This window comes from Vibrio sp. 10N.222.49.C12 (assembly GCF_041475025.1).
GTDB lineage: Bacteria > Pseudomonadota > Gammaproteobacteria > Enterobacterales > Vibrionaceae > Vibrio > Vibrio crassostreae_C.
Map to the genome: position 1 here is coordinate 1 of NZ_JBFRVF010000070.1, position 15,230 is coordinate 15,230.

Here is a 15,230-nt window from a genome sequence, read left to right on the forward strand (position 1 = left end):
GAATGCTCCGAAATATGCACATGGCGCGTTTCGTTTTTCGATTGATGAGTGGATGATTCCTTTGTATGGCGAGCATATGGAGCGTGAAGTTTTTGACCGCCGGCTGGCTACGTTACAAGGGTTATTCAAGGATTCTGCAATGCAGCTGTTTTCCTTGGGTGTTCCGGTGATTTTTGACTTTGGTTTTTGGCGTAAGTCCGACCGAGATTCTTTTATAAGCTGGGCATCAAACCTAGGTGTGGACAGCGAAGTTCACTATCTTGATGTTCCGTTTGAGACTTGTAAGGAGAGGGCATTCAGCCGTAACTCGGAACTGAATGGTAAGTCTTATGAAATGACACCTGAAATGTTAGATCTGTTTTGGTCTTGGTTTGAGGTTCCAACTTCAAATGAAAATGTTATTTGGGTTCAACGGGAAGCTCAATAAGGTATGCAGTCAGGTGCGAAGGTGAGTGGTATTTTTATTATCTAGCTTGTGTTCTAAGTCTTCCGTTACATTGGGTTTATGAAAGTCTGCGTTGTCCATCGAATAGTCGTGTAACAAGGGCATTTCTCATGCCGTATTTTTGGTAATTAGTTCTTCCTGTCGATTATCGAATTTGTCCTAAACCCACTATTAAGGCAGGGAACCCCAATGAATAGAACGCTATGGTTCGCACTCATTTCGCTTATGTTTTCAATGACAATGGTATTTTGTACATACAGTTATGGCATAGAGAGCCACGTTGAAGTAATCACACTCACTTTAGTACTGTCGGGACCTCTGATTTTGACCTTTGCGCTTGTTGTCATTTTTTGTGGCGCACCGGTCATTAGCAAGTACAAGTTACTTGGAACCATCGCAATTTGTGTGCATGGATTTACAGCCTCACTGCATGTGCTGTGGAACGGTTTTATGTTTGTCGATGTGATTAATAAACAAGGCTTAGGTCCGGGACAAGGTTATTCTGGTTTGATACTTTGGGTTGGTAGTATCAAGGCGATGCTACTTGGTTTGGTTGTGGGAGTATGCCTGCATTACTTGCTACGATTATTTAGAAAGGCTGCAGTAAGATAACTGTTGGCTAGTTAGTGGGTTGTTCGTTGTCTATGGGAGTTGTCGCTGTGTTTTATAGTAAGGAATTCAACAAGGGATTGCTGCTCATCCTTGTTGCGATAAGTGCTTTCCTTGTCGTTACCTCGAATAATAACCCCGGGACATTAATCGCTCACGCCATCAATGGTTTAATTGCTTTGCTCTTTTTCTCCATGACCATTGAGGTTAAAGACAATGTACTAAGCTGGTATTTCGGCTTTGGTTTTTGGCGTAAGAATGTAGAAGTGTCAGACATTACAGAGACATCGTTTTATCAAAGCAAGTGGTATCAAGGTATTGGTATCCGAATGCTGAGCGATGGTTGGTTGTATAATGCATCGATAGGTTCAGCGCTGAAGTTAAGGCTAAACAATGGAAAGCATGTTTACATTGGTTGTAAGGATACGGACGGTTTAAAGCTGGCGTTGAAAACCGCTAACGAACAGATAACGCAAAAGTGATTTACGAGGCTTGGCACTTTTCGTTTTGAGTTGGACTAATTTTTAAGGCTGTATGCTTTAAGTGAGCTGCATTTTAATATCTCAACAAGTGGATCGGAGATTGAATGGACCAAGCAATCAAAACACATTTCGACGAGTATCCCGATGATGTTCGAGCTCGGCTTGAAGAGTTGCGTTCATTAATCTTTGAGCTTTGCTCTGATTTGGAACTAGGTGAAGTCGAAGAGTCTCTGAAATGGGGCGAGCCGAGTTACAGCGTTAAGACGGGCAGCCCAATTCGAATCGACTGGAAATTGAAGTCACCAAACAACTATTACTTGTTCTTTAACTGTCAAACGAAGCTAGTCGACACATTCAGAGAATTGCACGATGGCACATTGGTATTTCAAGGTAATCGGGCAATCGTCTTGAAACTGACTGAACCACTTCCCAAGGCACCAATCAAGCAGTGCTTGGAATTAGCCTTAACTTATCAGCAACGAAAACATCTCCCACTTCTTGGCGCGTAGTTCTTATATGTTGTCATTATATTTCTTAAACAGGTTTTCTGTGTTCTAGCTATCACTCTTTAAAGTGCTAAGACTGTACCATCTTGATTAGTATCAAGAGGCTAGGGAATCTCTATAACCAACGCTGATTGTATTGCTTACCGTTTAAAAAGGTGTTCTAGTCACCTTGTATTTCAAACTTAAAAGGAAGTTGTATGAATTTAGATAAAGCCAAAAAACGTATCGCAAAGCAGGTTAAAAAAGGCGACCACGGATACCCAAAAATCACGTTAGCGTATTACGGGACGACCAAAGATCTCGCAACGGAAGTCGCGGTTCAATTTATGCTGGGTGAGGGCGATGGTGTTCAAGAAGAGCGTTTTTCTTGTGAAACCGAAATCCGAGATAATGAATTAGTTCAAACGACGTTACTCAAGATAATCGAGCGAGCAAATGTTAACTCAGTGATTGAAGTTGAAGGCGTGGCTGTTCTTTAGTTTGCTTTAGCCTGGAAACGAAGCCAACACGAGAACTCAGGTGTATAATCCACATTTTTATCAAATTGGGCAGGACACATGGCGATCTCGTTTGAAACTCAAAGACTAAAAGTAGAAGAAGTCGCAGGTGAACTTATTGTTCCTGAACGTTCGGCTCTGCTTGAGCGAGTACCTGGCATTCTAATCCCGTCAGTCGTTGAAAACCTTCCACCATACTTTCATGGTATTGTGTCAGGTGAGCTGGCTGAAATTTGGCTCGACCGAATGTTGTCGGGGAGCCGCTTACTTCAAGTGAAATCCAACGATAATCAATTGATTGGTTTTCTGTTCGCTTATGTAGAAGACGAAAGTGATGCTCATATTGGCTACTTGCTTGCAGAAGAGTTCTGGGGCAAGGGTTTAGCGAGTGAGCTACTGAAGGGTTTCATCACAGAAGTCGCTAAAATGGAGTCATGGTCAACACTGATTGGCGGTGTCGATCGTTCAAACATAGCCTCTGCCAACTTACTTAAAAAGCTAGGTTTTGTTGAGCAAGCCTCTGACGAAAGTGCTGTGGTTTTCTATGAATATAAGCTTTCTCGTCTTAACTCTTAATTCTTAACTCTGAGCTCTCAGCTCTTAATTTCTAATCCCTAACTCAAGCCACATCTGCGTTATACATTCATTGCCAATGTTTACGTCAATTGATAGGGAAGAAACCTTATTACACCATTCAACTGAGAACCGAGAGCAGCGAGTCTAGTTAACGTGGGCTAATTCGGCACTCTGTGTTTCATTAGCGACTTTCCAATCGCCCCCTAAGGCTTTATAGAAAACAGGCTTTGTATCCACATTAGACCATACTGGTTTAGCGACCTCGACCATCTACCATTACGATGATTGTTTTAGAGATGATGCTGAGATCAGCGGCAATCCAAGACTTAACCGAACATAGGCTTAGTGCATAACTGTGGTCAAAACCTACTTTACGACGTACATCATCAATACAGGTGTCGTAACCTTGATTTACTTGTGCAAGCCCTGTAATACCAGGCATTACACCGTATGTACGGTCAGCAAAGTAAGGAATTTCGTTCTCTAGTTTGGTGTAAAAAGTAGGGCGTTCAGGGCGTGGGCCAATTAGAGACATTTCACCTTTCAGTACATTGATCAGTTGTGGCAGTTCATCAAGACGTGTCTTTCTCAAAAAGCGGCCAACAGGCGTGATTCGCGGGTCATTCGCGGTAGCCCAAACTGCACCAGAGCGAGTTTCTGCATCCTCGTACATGCTACGGAATTTCATGATTTCAAAGATTTCCATTTTCTCTGGTGTCGATTTACCAACGCGCAGTTGACGGTAGAAAATAGGGCCACGAGAAGTGAGTGCAATCGCCATCGCAATCAACGGAAATACGGGCGCTAGCAAAATCAAAGCAATCAGTGAGCTTACAAAATCGAAAGTACGTTTAGCACGTGAGATTTTGTATTGGTATAGGTTTTGGGTAGATAGCTGTTCAATGTTAATCATAATAAGTCCTTAATGATTTGCTCGTGTCCAAGGTGAGTTTTCTAGTCCGATTAGGTAACGAATGCCACCAATGAAGTTGGCGTAGTGTCCAACTATCAAATAAGAGATTAATGAAATAGGTTTGTTTACTAGACGCTTTGGCAAGATGCAGCCAAGGACGCCAATGGTATAAACGGCAACTTGAGCCCATAACAGCGCTTCAAATACCAAGTAGTTGCTAAGTAAGATTGAGCACACTAAGCACACAATCATTAAATAGGGAGTGAGTAGGCGAAGTCCTTTTCCTGAAAAGAACGCAAACGCGATGCCTTTAAACTTCGGGCTGAACAAGGCAAATAATCGAATCGCTTGTTGCATGTTGCCCGCTGAAATACGAAGTCTTCTTTTGAAGTCTGTTTCTAGGTTCGATTCTTCTAGCTCTAATGCCACCATTTGGGTTTCGTATTCGGCGATGTAACCTTGTTTAACGATTTGCATCGGTAAGATGAAATCATCATTAATAGTGTTGAGTGGAAGCAGTTCAAACAGGTGTGTTCTAAACAAGTAGAAAGCGCCATGAGAACCCAAGCTAGAACCTAACGAAGCCTCAGACTCTTTAACCGCGGTTTGGTACTGCCAATACGTGTTTTCGCCTTCATTGCCTGTTGGACAAAGTTGATACGTTGCGTTTACCACTCCAACCTTGTCACTTTCAAAATGAGCGGCAGCTATAAGCAAAGCATCCAATGAAATAAGGGCAGAAACATCACTCATCGCCGTGATATCACTGGTTATACGTGTCACTTCTTCATTAACAACCGCGACTTTACCTCGGTTTACTTGATGGTCATGTATCTCAAAATAGACATCACTGCACATCGCTTCTTGTATGGTCATTTGTGCAATGGCGACTGTGTTATCAGTGCAACCATCGCAAGCGATAATGACTTCCAACTTCTTTTTTGGGTAATCGAGTGAAGCAAGGTTACGAATCTTGTCTGCGATCCACTGTTCTTCGTTAAATGCAGGAACAAGAACGGTGATGGTCGGCAACGTGCAATCTTGCTGTTCCTCTTTGTAGCAACGATGACTCTCTTCAACTTTGCGTGCGGGGTGGCTTTTCGCATACCAACGCAGTAACAAAGGGTAGGCTGCGTGATGATAGACAATCAACGCACCTGAAAACAAACAAAGTCCCGCAAGCAACCAATCAATCATGCGTAAGCTCCTTCTGATATATCGTTGTAAGACGAAACCATTTTGATGATGTCGAAGTTTTCGAGTACGTAACGACGAGGTGACAAAAAGCGTTCATTTTGCTTTTCTAATAGCGCACTAGCTAACCCCACAATGCTGCCGCTTTTGACGAGGGCGCCGCTGACTGGACATAAGGTTTCATCGACAGCTCCTACATTCATTGCGACGGTAGGGATGTTGCACGCCTGAGCTTCTAGTGTAGAGAGCGGCAGCCCTTCGTGGCGTGAAGGTAGGCAGAACGTATCCAACGCTCCGTAAAACGTGGTCATGTCTTCAACTAAGCCAAGAAAGATGACTCGGTCATTCAGATTCAAGCGGCTAGTCAGTTGCTCTAGTTGATTGCGTTTAGTACCGCCGCCAGCCAATGCGACAACCATGTTTGCAGGTAAAAGAGTCAGTGCTTTAATAAGTTGGTCTTGGCCTTTGACATGTTCTAGTCGACCTGCACAACCGATGATGTGTTTGTCTGTCGGCAGGTTTAGTTTTGCTCTCGCGTGTTCTTTCGACATCGGCTTAAACTTCTCACAATCAACACCATTTTTGATGGTAATGATGTTCTCATAAGAAAAAGCAGTGCGTAGTTGGTTATAAACACGTGTCGCGTCGGCAACTAACGTTGGTTGAGCAGCTTTTAAAGCAAGCGCTTGTAATCGACGACGTTTGTTGTTGTTCAGATGCCAAGCGTCATGTTCGGTATGGATTCGAGTTGGAACCCCGGTTACGCGAGCGGCATAACCAGCGTATAACAGTGGGCCAATATGATGGGTATGAACCACATCAGGGTGAATCGCGTTGAAGGCTTTAATTAGCTTAATAATGATATTGAATTGTACGCCTGGTGCTTTATCCAAAAAGACGATTTGCTTTTTGTATGGCTCTAGCTTCGGCCAGTTGTTTATAGACTCTTGTTTAGTACCCTCTAAACTGACAATCAACACTTGGTCTGTTGGTTTAGCAAGGCGCAGCAAATCCAGAGTTAGGGTTTCTAATCCACCCGGTGCAAGGTGCTGAACAACGTGTATGATCTTTTTGCCATGCTTCGTTAAATGCGTATTCATAGTTTGGACCCTGCCTTTATAATTGTTGTTTCGCCTTTCTGACGTTTCTCTTGAAGTAACTTCTTTAAAACGTTTAACTACACAAGGAGATTGCAGAAGTTGTGCCAACTAAATAATCTTTATTTTTCAGTTGCTTATGTTATTCAATTCCAGTGCGGTTTTCATTTCTCAAAATGGGAATCAAAACAAAATACGATTGAATGGCAGGTTGAATCATAGGGCTTGGGTAAATCGAGAGTAGCATTAGAACTTGGGGCTTTAAACAAACAAAACGCCAACCGAGTGTTGGCGTTTTGCTCTAGGATGCACGAAGCTTGGAAACTAGAAAACTAGAAAACTAGAAAACTAGAAAGCTAGAAAGCACGAAGCTAGGAAATTAGAAAGCTGTGAATCTAGCAAGTCAAAAATGGCTTTGAGGCTGACTAGCTCATTTTAGGGATCACCGTTATCACAGGGACACCCAAGATATCTTCGATTTCGTCTTTGCGTTTGATTGAAGAATCAAACAGTTCAAACAATACCGCTAAACCAATACCCAGTCCGATACCTGCAACGAATCCAGCCAGAATAAAAACAAAAGTCGGCATGTTAGATTTGACACTCGGTGTGAAAGGCAAATCGATAATCTTCACACGTTTGTTTTGCTCGAATACACCAAGCGAACCCGTTAGTTGAGCCATTTCATAACGCTCTGTCAGTTCATCATATAGTTGACGTTTGATTTCAACTTGACGTTTAAGGCGGTACATCTCTTTTGCATTTTCGCCGAAGTTATTGGCCTTGTGTTCTAATTCGAAAATCATAGTTCGAAGGCTTTTGGTCTCTTCAGTTAAAGACTCAAAGCGAGCACGAACCAGCTGTAGGCTGTGTAATTGAGTGACCAGAAGAGGTTGGGTATCAGAAAGTTTGTTCAGTGTCGTACTACTTGCGATGTCCCAAAGCTGGTCGCTGTTCATCGTTGGCTGGGTTACCTCGAGCAAACTCTTACGTTCATTCTCTAGTCTGTCTAGCTCACGCACTTTAGCTTGCACAGCACTGTGCTTGTCCGTGTATTTAGCTTGTAACAAGGTAAGGTCGCTACGAATGTCGATGATCTGGTCTTCTAATTTACCGATCACAGGGTTGGTTCTTGAAAGTTGTTGGTCGATTGACCCTAAACTTTTTTCGACACCCGATAACTCGGCCTCTTTTTCTGCCAGTGTTTGTTTGAGTGAAGCTAAGCGATTCAAACTTTGGCTCTGTACCTCAGGCGTCGAATGAACATTCTCATTCATGTATGCAGCTAGCGCTTCTTCTGCTTCTGCAAGCTCTGCGCTACGTTTGTCGATATGGATTTTCAAGAAGTTACTTGAATCTTCAATCGATGAACGTTCCGGTGCGAGTAACTGTTCAATGAAATGTTCACTTACCGAGCGCAGCGTCGCTTCCATTCCATTTGGTGTGTTCGACGTTAGACTTATCTTTAGAAAATCTTTTCCAAGCTGAGTCACCGTTAGACGTTGAGACAGGTCAGTAATGATCTCTTGTTTCTCAATTTCAGGCATATCTGGCGTGGTTAATTGCAGTTCATCAGCGACCGAGTAAAGCACATGTCGACTGTGAAGCAGTGTTCTCAATGCGTTAAGTCGATCTTTGAGCATCGTCGAAACGGCAATGTCTTCCAAGAATGGATTCATCTTGGCCGTTTCTTGAATCAACATACTGGTATGCGCGTCATATTTAGTTGGAGCCAACTTGCTCACACCAAAGCCTACAAAGGGCAAAATAAGCATTGGCAGAACGATAACGTAGCGTTGGCGCCACATCGCATTGATGATGACTAATAACCGCAATTTCAGATTATTCATAATAGCTCCAACATCCAATGTACGAAGTTACCACGGTTCTGCCAGCTCTCTTGTTCGACGACAGAGATAGGTGAGTTGCTTAGCTCGCGTGCATGATCAAGCGCCCAAATCATTTGGTTGGCACTGCCAACCGTGGTTACGTGCCCTTGATATGGAACCAAAGCAGGGAACGGTGTTGTGATAATGGGTGTGCCCGCCGCAAGGTATTCCATTAGTTTGAGTGGGCTACACGCTCGGATCTGCTCGTTATCAACAAACGGCAACAAGCTCACATCCCAGTGTTGAGAATAGCTTGGTAGCGTGTGGTGTGGACGAGGGCCAAGGTAATGTACGTTACTCAACTTAGGCAGCATGAGCGTATCAAGCTCGTTTGGACCTATGAAAACAAAGTCCCATTCCGGCATCGCATTCGCAACATGATCAATCATTTCATAATCAAGCCACTTAGAAAGGCTGCCATAAAAACCAGCAATAGGGCGGTGGTTGCTTGGTAAATCTTTTGCTCTTGGTGCGGGTGTTGAAAATAGGTCTACGTCGACACCATGTGGTAGCAAGTGCGCTTTATGCTTTGGAAATTTACCCATCAATTTTTTGCTAGCCGCGAATATAAGCGTTGATTTTTCGATTAGCTCTGATTCGTGCTGTGCAACGGTGTCATGATCAACACCAGCCAGCGCGCTAAAATCATCACCGCAGTAATAGACCACAGATGACTCGCCTAAGTGTCCGCACAAATCAACAGCGGTCGGAAGAGAAGTCCATAGGATAGGCGCGTTAAGATTAAGCTCTGCAATAACCGGTTTTAGTTGGTGCAACATCATTTGCTGAGCCAACTTTCTAGAAAATTTAGAAGCAGGCGCAGGGATTGTCTTTAAGTTAACGATAGTAATGTTGTCGTGTCCCTCAGAGTCGAGCATGTTTTGAGTTACGGCCTTGGTTTTACCAAACAACTTGTTGAACGCTCGGTTTGCATCTTTAGCGGAAAGCTTCGGTTGTCTTAAGCCAATTGAGTTGACCCATAAGACTTTGTGCTGCTTAGCAAGGTGACGAACTAAATGTTGAGTCGATGAAGGTAGGCCACCAAAGTCTTCACCAAATACGATTAAATCACGCATGGTCACCTCCATGAGTCTCTAACGAATCGAACATATCGGATTCTGTCACTTCAACGGGTTTGATGTGACCGACAACTCGAGCTGGGTTGCCACCTGCGATTGCGAAGGCAGGAATATTCTTTGTTACTACGCTGCCTGCGGCTATTACGGCACCTTCGCCGATGGTTACGCCACCTTTGACCGTCACATTCGTGCCCAACCAAACATCGGGTTCAAGAATGATGTCACCGATTTGCTGAGGGTCGTCACCTTCACCTAGCGCTCGGCGTTTTGCATCAAGCGGGTGTCCAGAGTATCCAAATAGAAAAGCGCCGCCAGCGATGCGTACGTTGTCAGAGATAACCACTTTACCTCCAACAGCGATAGTCGACTGCCAACCAATGTCGACGTTATTGCCAATCGACAATAGTGGGTGTTCCAAGCCTTCAAGTTGTTGAGTACAACCAGAGAATGTCGTGTGGCCAGAGATACGGCAGTTGTCGCCAATCGTAATTTGCACCGGACCGCTGACGAAAGGCAGTCCACCATACAAATACAGGCGTTTGCCACATTGAGCCACACGACCTTTGAAAGCCGGAGTCCAGTAGAAGAATCGCGTAAAGCCAGAAACCAGATTCACCACTAGCTTGTGCGCTTGATATAGACAGCGATTAAATAGTTTAGGGGTAGGTAGCTCTGCGCTTCTGATGTTTTTCAAAATGAAAAACACATTTCTAATTCGAGAATTAGGATGAAACTTAAGCCAATGTTTGAATTGATGTATAGATACTGACGTCATAATGAAAATCCTCTTTTTTGTTATATAGAAGTACTTTCATATATTGTGCCATCTAATAAATATAATATTTTCAATAGGTTAAAATGTGTCTTTTAGGTTTTCTCATTTTGACAGGCAGTTTGAGATACATTTGAGACGCAAACTGTGAGTGCTGCGAGGATATAAATCGGCCAGTTGAAGCCTTGAGTCAAAAATGTACCCGACACGATTGTTCCAATCAGACCTGCATAGATCGCATAGGCGACCGCATTGAGTTCGGGGGCGATTTCTGTGGCCGAGTTTTTTAACCTCGTTAGCGTAGAGCGAGAGGTTTTGATCAAAGAAACGATAAGGCAGACAAAAATGATCAGACCAATAAAGCCTGTTTCTGCCAACACACCAAACCAGGTACTGTGAACGGCGTGATTCAGTCCGTCCCAATGCGAACTGTAAAAGAAGTAGTTCGAGAAGAAGTTGTTCAACCCTACGCCGGTCAGTGGATTCTCAACTGCCATCTTTATTGCTGCTTCCCAAGCATAGATTCGACCCATTGCAGATTCATCGATACCTTGTTCAGCGGCACCACCAGAAGATCTGTCTGAGATACCAGCAACTAAATAGAGCACCACGGCCGCGACAGTTCCCACTGAGATTAAGAGAACTTTAGAGCGCACTAGCTTCCACGCAAAAATACCAATCACCGCAATACAACCCAGTAATCCGCCACGGCTTTGAGTGGCAATAATGGCGGCGAGCAGTAACAGACAAACTAAGGCACTGATTAAACGTTTGGATCGTGAGATGCCAGTCGTGGTGGCTTGGCTTATTGTAAAGGCGAGTGGGAACATCAGTACCAGTGCTAGGTCGTTCGGGTCACCTAACATAGAGCCAAAATCGCGGCCAATAGTCACGCGTGAGCCCTCGACAAGCCCAATACCATTTACTGAGTTGTACACGGCAATAGAGCTGACTAAAGCGCCAGCGTAGATAATCGTCATCGCGGTTTTTGCGAGATTTTCCGTGGTGTTTACTAGCCAAGCAATCGCAAGCGTCATCACTATAATTTTCCAATAAACGCCCTTGAATTCTGCTAGTGCTATTGGCCTGTTGGACGCGAAGATAATACCAATGAAAACCAATACCCAAAATATGGCGAGCCAATTTAAACAAGGGTGCCAGAAGATTTTAAGTTCTTTACTGATTAATGCATGCCATAGAAGAGCCGACAGAGCGCCTAATGAAAGCATCAGCGGTATTTTTAGCGAATAGAGCTGAGGTATAGCTTCGTGAATTCGGAAAAATGAAAAGACAACGAACAATAGAACTAACCAGAATGTTTTGTTTAACACGAATAACCCGGCCAATGGCACAAGAGCGAGCGCCACAATGACAGCAGGGTGAGGCACAAAGTACCAAACAACACCAAGCCCAACACACAAGGTGCTGATCGTGATGATGACTGGCAATCTATTGGCTTCAGGGTTGACCATTGTGACCTCTATTGGCAAATAAACTCTTTAGGACTCGGCTCGCAATCTTTTTAGACGTAGTTACGCCTGATGTTAAAGATTGCAAAGTGAGTGCCAGTTATGCATTTTGTTTAACTTACTGATTTAATGTTGGATTATTAAGTGAGGGCGTAGCCTTGAGGTGAGTTTTGTCATTTTGAGAATCAGTATAAAACTGACTAAAGTACTTAAATCATCAAGCCCAAATAACCAGTTATCGACTAAGGCTAGAATTAACGGTCGAGTTGATAGATTTCCAACAACTGCGGGACAACGGTTTGTGGAGAGTATTGGTTTTTCACGGTTTCTATCGCGTGACTCTTGAGAGAGTCACGCTGCTCGTTCGTCAATGACATCCACAAAGATAAAAACTGTTCTAGCTCAGCTTCTGAATTTGCAAGGTAGCCGTTAACTTGATGCTCGATGAGTTGAGGCAAGTTACCAACTGAGGTGGCGAGAACGGGAATGCCACGAATCATGGCTTCTAATGCCGCCATAGGTAAGCCTTCAAAGCGAGAAGGGATGATTAACAGATCGATTTGGCTCCAGACGTCGTCCATATTGGTCTGATGCCCATGAAAGGTCACATTATCAGGCTGCGATTTAACTAAGATGTCCATTTCTGGCCCGTCACCAAAAAGCTCAAACCGAACATCAGGAAACTGTTTGGCTAATGCAACAAATCGATCAGGCGCTTTTTCATGGCTCAATCGCCCCACAAAACCAACATGGAATGGGCTTGATGAAGGGGAGCTTGTTAACCCGGTTGGCATTTTAACAAAGTTATTCAATTGATGGGTTTGACTCGGCACTTTCGCTTTAATCTTTTCACTGACCACGAGCGACTGATCAGAAAGAAAACTGCTGTAACGGTCGAGCCAATCATAAAGCCATACTTTGCCTGTTGGGGTTTCACCTGCGTGATAAGTGGTGATTTGCTTTGTGTTGTTGAAACGAGGCGGAAGCTTGATTAACTTGCTGACCAAACTGGCTTTGTAACCATGAGCATGGATAAGCCTTGGTTGATAATGTTGAACTGCACGTTTCAGCTGTGTCGCGCTATTGCCATTTGAATCTACAGAACATGAGGCTAAATCGGAGAGGTAACTAAAAGGGATGTTTAGCGCATTCAACTTTTCAACGATGATCGCTTCAGGATTAAACTTAGTCAAAAGAACGATACGAACAGCCTCTGAATACTGAGCGCTTTCCGATATCAGGCCTTGTGCTAATTCTAAAACATGCGTTTCTATGCCTCCAAAAGTTTGGCTGTCGATCAACAGCCAAATCTCATGAAGGTTTATGTCGAGTACACCTTGGTTAGGCTTGATTGTACTCATCTTCCGATTCCCAAGCCTGTTTCTTACGATAAACAGTAGAAGGGCTAAGTTCTAACAGCACAGCAGCGTTTAACACATTCCCATCGCAATGATTGATGGCATGTTGAATGGCTTCACGTTCTATTTGCCACATTGGACGAATAGCACCTTCGCTTGTGGTAAATGCAGGCGTCATCGGCTCATTGTGAGCTTGAGCAACTGACGATTGTTCCAACTCTTCCGGAGTAATCGGTGGCAACTTAGCTTCTGGTGCTTCAACAACTGCAGGTTGAGGCGCAGTTACTCGAATTGGTGTCACTGATTTAGATGATGGAGCGGCATCTACTTTATTAATCGGAGGCGGTAACATGTCTTTAGTCACGCTCGTTTCATTGTTCAACACCACTATGTTACGGATGATGTTTTGCAACTGACGCACATTGCCTGGCCACGCATAACGTTTAAGTAGATTCTGCGTTTCTTTGTCTATTGATTTAAACTTCTTCTTGTCTTGCTTCGCGTACAGCTTCAAGAAATGATTGCAAAGAGTGACAATGTCACTCCCTCGCTCGCGAAGCGGTGGCATTTCGATAGGCACAACGTGAACACGATAGTAAAGGTCTTCTCTAAAACGTCCTTCTTCTACTTCAACCAGTGGATCGCGGTTGGTCGCACAGATAATTCTGACATCCACTTTAATCTCGCGGTTGCCACCGAGTGGAGTAAACGTACCAGTTTGCAAAAATCTGAGGAGCTTCTTCTGCATCTCCAGTTCCATTTCACAAAGCTCATCGAGAAATAGGGTACCGCCATGCGCTTGCATTGCTGCACCTTTCCGGTCGGTTGTCGCACCGGTAAACGCACCTTTAACGTGACCGAAGATTTCACTCTCCATTAGGTCTCGAGGGATAGCGCCGCAGTTAATGGCCACGAAGGGTTTACCATTACGCTGACTCTCTTGGTGAATCGCTTCCGCACACACTTCTTTACCTGTACCACTTTCGCCGTTAATAAACACGCTGGCAGTGGTTGGTGCTACCGAATCAATGATCTTGTAAACCGCCTGCATGGGTAGGCAAGAGCCAATGAAATTATGAAAACGATCACGATCGAATTTGCTTTGCATGTTATCGACGAGGTTTTCGAGTTTCGCTCTTTTTAGATGCAAGCTAACAGAGGTCTTGAGTCGATCGGCTTGAATGGGTTTCTCTAAGAAGTCTTCTGCACCGCGTTGGATAAGGTCTACCGCGATGTTTACTGAACCATGCGCTGTCGCGATGATGACAGCGGTCGGTATTTCGTTAGCAGTAATCCAATCTAAGACTTCTTCGCCTGGCATGTCAGGAAGCTTAAGGTCGAGAATCACAAGCTGTGGAGAGTGCCTTTCAATGAAGGTCTTAGCTTCCGCGCCGGTTTCGACGTGGAAAATATCATAGGGCTCGTCTTTTACGTACTGCTTGTAGAGTACGGCGAGTGAGGTGGAGTCTTCAACTAACAATACCTTAGGGCGCATTGTGTATTCCTTTTGAAACTTTATCCTAACCAATCAATAACATAGTGATATGCAACCATCAATACGAGTCTTGTGTATTTGTTATCTACCACATGCAATCTTTTAAGAAGCGGCCTGTATAACTTCTCGCATTGCTGTTCATGATGGAGCCCATCTTATGGCGACTATATTAATAACGACTGTTTTGAGTTTTTAATCTGATACCGATAATGAACATGCAAAGCTAGCTGAAGCCTGCCTCTTTCCTTTCAAGCAAGGCTTTTATTGAACGCTCTGCGAGCTCTAGTAATTCATCAACTTGTCGAAATGCCGCATCATGACTCTGTTCTAAACATAGCTTTTCTAAAGCTCGAGCTAATTCACCCAAAGGGCGATTACCTAACGAAAGCGCTGTGCTGCCGAGAGTGTGGACCTCGAACTCAAGTGTTTGAGCGTCTTTCTGCGTGACAGCCTCTTTTATGGCGACCAAGCGTGTTTGTGATTCTTCGACATAATGGTCGATCAAGATAGGGATAATGTCCGCACTCGTATCGCGAATCATTTGCTCCAGAACGCTTTCATCGACAAGCTCGCTCACTTGTTGTGAGTTTAGATTTGTAGCTGCGTCTGACGCTAAAGTAGAATTCATCAAACTAAGTCCTTTTATTGAGCTTAATATCTGTTAATACTATTAAGTTTTAGTCATTTTCTAGAATAATTTCAACTGGTTGCCGTACAAATAGAGCATTTAATTGGCATCTCACTCATCTTGCCATTGGGTTTGTGACAAACCTAACGGACTGATTTTATTTTGTTTTCTCTTATGAAATATAAACTTAGGTGCCTATAAAGTATCCGCCCCATGAACCC

General features: G+C 43.9%; 16 protein-coding genes. 6 read left to right on the forward strand and 10 right to left on the reverse strand.

Annotated features, from left to right (window positions below; all coding sequences use genetic code 11):
- The 6 genes from AB4583_RS18695 to AB4583_RS18720 all read left to right on the forward strand — a co-directional run.
- Nucleotides 1–427 (forward strand): AAA family ATPase (locus AB4583_RS18695; protein WP_372118730.1); only part of this gene is annotated, 427 nt, incomplete at its 5' end.
- Nucleotides 428–634: 207 nt separating this feature from the next.
- Nucleotides 635–1,057 (forward strand): hypothetical protein, encoded by a 423-nt coding sequence (locus AB4583_RS18700; RefSeq protein ID WP_017070863.1) that lies wholly within the window; start codon nt 635–637, stop codon nt 1,055–1,057.
- A gap of 32 nt (nt 1,058–1,089) precedes the next feature.
- Nucleotides 1,090–1,536: a hypothetical protein gene (locus AB4583_RS18705; RefSeq protein WP_372118751.1), complete on the forward strand. Its 447-nt coding sequence runs from the start codon at nt 1,090–1,092 to the stop codon at nt 1,534–1,536.
- Nucleotides 1,537–1,640: 104 nt separating this feature from the next.
- A complete protein-coding gene (locus AB4583_RS18710; protein WP_372118733.1) occupies nt 1,641–2,045 on the forward strand; it encodes a DUF1801 domain-containing protein in 405 nt (134 codons plus the stop codon).
- Nucleotides 2,046–2,239: 194 nt separating this feature from the next.
- Nucleotides 2,240–2,521, forward strand: a complete 282-nt coding sequence (locus AB4583_RS18715) for a hypothetical protein (RefSeq protein WP_017059577.1) — start codon at nt 2,240–2,242, stop codon at nt 2,519–2,521.
- A 78-nt stretch (nt 2,522–2,599) separates the two neighbouring features.
- Nucleotides 2,600–3,115: a GNAT family N-acetyltransferase gene (locus tag AB4583_RS18720; protein WP_372118736.1), complete on the forward strand. Its 516-nt coding sequence runs from the start codon at nt 2,600–2,602 to the stop codon at nt 3,113–3,115.
- A gap of 253 nt (nt 3,116–3,368) precedes the next feature.
- Here AB4583_RS18720 and AB4583_RS18725 read toward each other — a convergent pair whose 3' ends face one another.
- The 10 genes from AB4583_RS18725 to AB4583_RS18770 all read right to left on the reverse strand — a co-directional run bounded on the left by AB4583_RS18725 (nt 3,369) and on the right by AB4583_RS18770 (nt 15,009).
- Complete coding sequence (locus AB4583_RS18725; protein WP_017059580.1) at nt 3,369–4,028, reverse strand: sugar transferase; 660 nt, start codon at nt 4,026–4,028, stop codon at nt 3,369–3,371.
- Between the two features lie 9 nt (nt 4,029–4,037).
- Nucleotides 4,038–5,225 (reverse strand): glycosyltransferase family 2 protein, encoded by a 1,188-nt coding sequence (locus AB4583_RS18730; protein WP_017059581.1) that lies wholly within the window; start codon nt 5,223–5,225, stop codon nt 4,038–4,040.
- Nucleotides 5,222–6,322 (reverse strand): glycosyltransferase, encoded by a 1,101-nt coding sequence (locus AB4583_RS18735; protein ID WP_372118739.1) that lies wholly within the window; start codon nt 6,320–6,322, stop codon nt 5,222–5,224. Before AB4583_RS18735 ends, AB4583_RS18730 begins: the two co-directional genes overlap by 4 nt.
- Before the next feature lie 422 nt (nt 6,323–6,744).
- Nucleotides 6,745–8,169 (reverse strand): Wzz/FepE/Etk N-terminal domain-containing protein, encoded by a 1,425-nt coding sequence (locus tag AB4583_RS18740; RefSeq protein ID WP_017063900.1) that lies wholly within the window; start codon nt 8,167–8,169, stop codon nt 6,745–6,747.
- Complete coding sequence (locus AB4583_RS18745) at nt 8,166–9,284, reverse strand: glycosyltransferase (RefSeq protein WP_017070858.1); 1,119 nt, start codon at nt 9,282–9,284, stop codon at nt 8,166–8,168. The genes AB4583_RS18740 and AB4583_RS18745 overlap by 4 nt, the downstream gene beginning before the upstream one ends.
- Entirely contained in the window at nt 9,277–10,062 is a 786-nt protein-coding gene (locus tag AB4583_RS18750) for a DapH/DapD/GlmU-related protein (protein WP_017059585.1), read from the reverse strand. Before AB4583_RS18750 ends, AB4583_RS18745 begins: the two co-directional genes overlap by 8 nt.
- A 92-nt stretch (nt 10,063–10,154) precedes the next feature.
- Nucleotides 10,155–11,531, reverse strand: a complete 1,377-nt coding sequence (locus AB4583_RS18755; RefSeq protein ID WP_372118743.1) for an O-antigen ligase family protein — start codon at nt 11,529–11,531, stop codon at nt 10,155–10,157.
- A 251-nt stretch (nt 11,532–11,782) separates the two neighbouring features.
- Nucleotides 11,783–12,889, reverse strand: a complete 1,107-nt coding sequence (locus AB4583_RS18760; RefSeq protein ID WP_372118746.1) for a glycosyltransferase family 4 protein — start codon at nt 12,887–12,889, stop codon at nt 11,783–11,785.
- The gene (locus AB4583_RS18765) at nt 12,870–14,381 is read right to left on the reverse strand and encodes a sigma-54 dependent transcriptional regulator (protein WP_136978470.1); all 1,512 of its coding nucleotides are present in this window, start codon (nt 14,379–14,381) and stop codon (nt 12,870–12,872) included. The genes AB4583_RS18760 and AB4583_RS18765 overlap by 20 nt, the downstream gene beginning before the upstream one ends.
- A gap of 223 nt (nt 14,382–14,604) precedes the next feature.
- Complete coding sequence (locus AB4583_RS18770; protein ID WP_017059589.1) at nt 14,605–15,009, reverse strand: Hpt domain-containing protein; 405 nt, start codon at nt 15,007–15,009, stop codon at nt 14,605–14,607.
- Between the last annotated feature and the right edge of the window lie 221 nt (nt 15,010–15,230).

Bases quoted from the DNA above. Each gene is read 5' to 3' on its own strand.
- AB4583_RS18750 (WP_017059585.1), bottom strand. From the start codon at position 10,062: ATGACGTCAGTATCTATACATCAATTCAAACATTGGCTTAAGTTTCAT.
- AB4583_RS18725 (WP_017059580.1), bottom strand. From the start codon at position 4,028: ATGATTAACATTGAACAGCTATCTACCCAAAACCTATACCAATACAAA.
- AB4583_RS18745 (WP_017070858.1), bottom strand. From the start codon at position 9,284: ATGCGTGATTTAATCGTATTTGGTGAAGACTTTGGTGGCCTACCTTCA.
- AB4583_RS18740 (WP_017063900.1), bottom strand. From the start codon at position 8,169: ATGAATAATCTGAAATTGCGGTTATTAGTCATCATCAATGCGATGTGG.
- AB4583_RS18720 (WP_372118736.1), top strand. From the start codon at position 2,600: ATGGCGATCTCGTTTGAAACTCAAAGACTAAAAGTAGAAGAAGTCGCA.
- AB4583_RS18770 (WP_017059589.1), bottom strand. From the start codon at position 15,009: ATGAATTCTACTTTAGCGTCAGACGCAGCTACAAATCTAAACTCACAA.
- AB4583_RS18730 (WP_017059581.1), bottom strand. From the start codon at position 5,225: ATGATTGATTGGTTGCTTGCGGGACTTTGTTTGTTTTCAGGTGCGTTG.
- AB4583_RS18760 (WP_372118746.1), bottom strand. From the start codon at position 12,889: ATGAGTACAATCAAGCCTAACCAAGGTGTACTCGACATAAACCTTCAT.
- AB4583_RS18755 (WP_372118743.1), bottom strand. From the start codon at position 11,531: ATGGTCAACCCTGAAGCCAATAGATTGCCAGTCATCATCACGATCAGC.
- AB4583_RS18735 (WP_372118739.1), bottom strand. From the start codon at position 6,322: ATGAATACGCATTTAACGAAGCATGGCAAAAAGATCATACACGTTGTT.
- AB4583_RS18715 (WP_017059577.1), top strand. From the start codon at position 2,240: ATGAATTTAGATAAAGCCAAAAAACGTATCGCAAAGCAGGTTAAAAAA.
- AB4583_RS18705 (WP_372118751.1), top strand. From the start codon at position 1,090: ATGGGAGTTGTCGCTGTGTTTTATAGTAAGGAATTCAACAAGGGATTG.
- AB4583_RS18700 (WP_017070863.1), top strand. From the start codon at position 635: ATGAATAGAACGCTATGGTTCGCACTCATTTCGCTTATGTTTTCAATG.
- AB4583_RS18765 (WP_136978470.1), bottom strand. From the start codon at position 14,381: ATGCGCCCTAAGGTATTGTTAGTTGAAGACTCCACCTCACTCGCCGTA.
- AB4583_RS18710 (WP_372118733.1), top strand. From the start codon at position 1,641: ATGGACCAAGCAATCAAAACACATTTCGACGAGTATCCCGATGATGTT.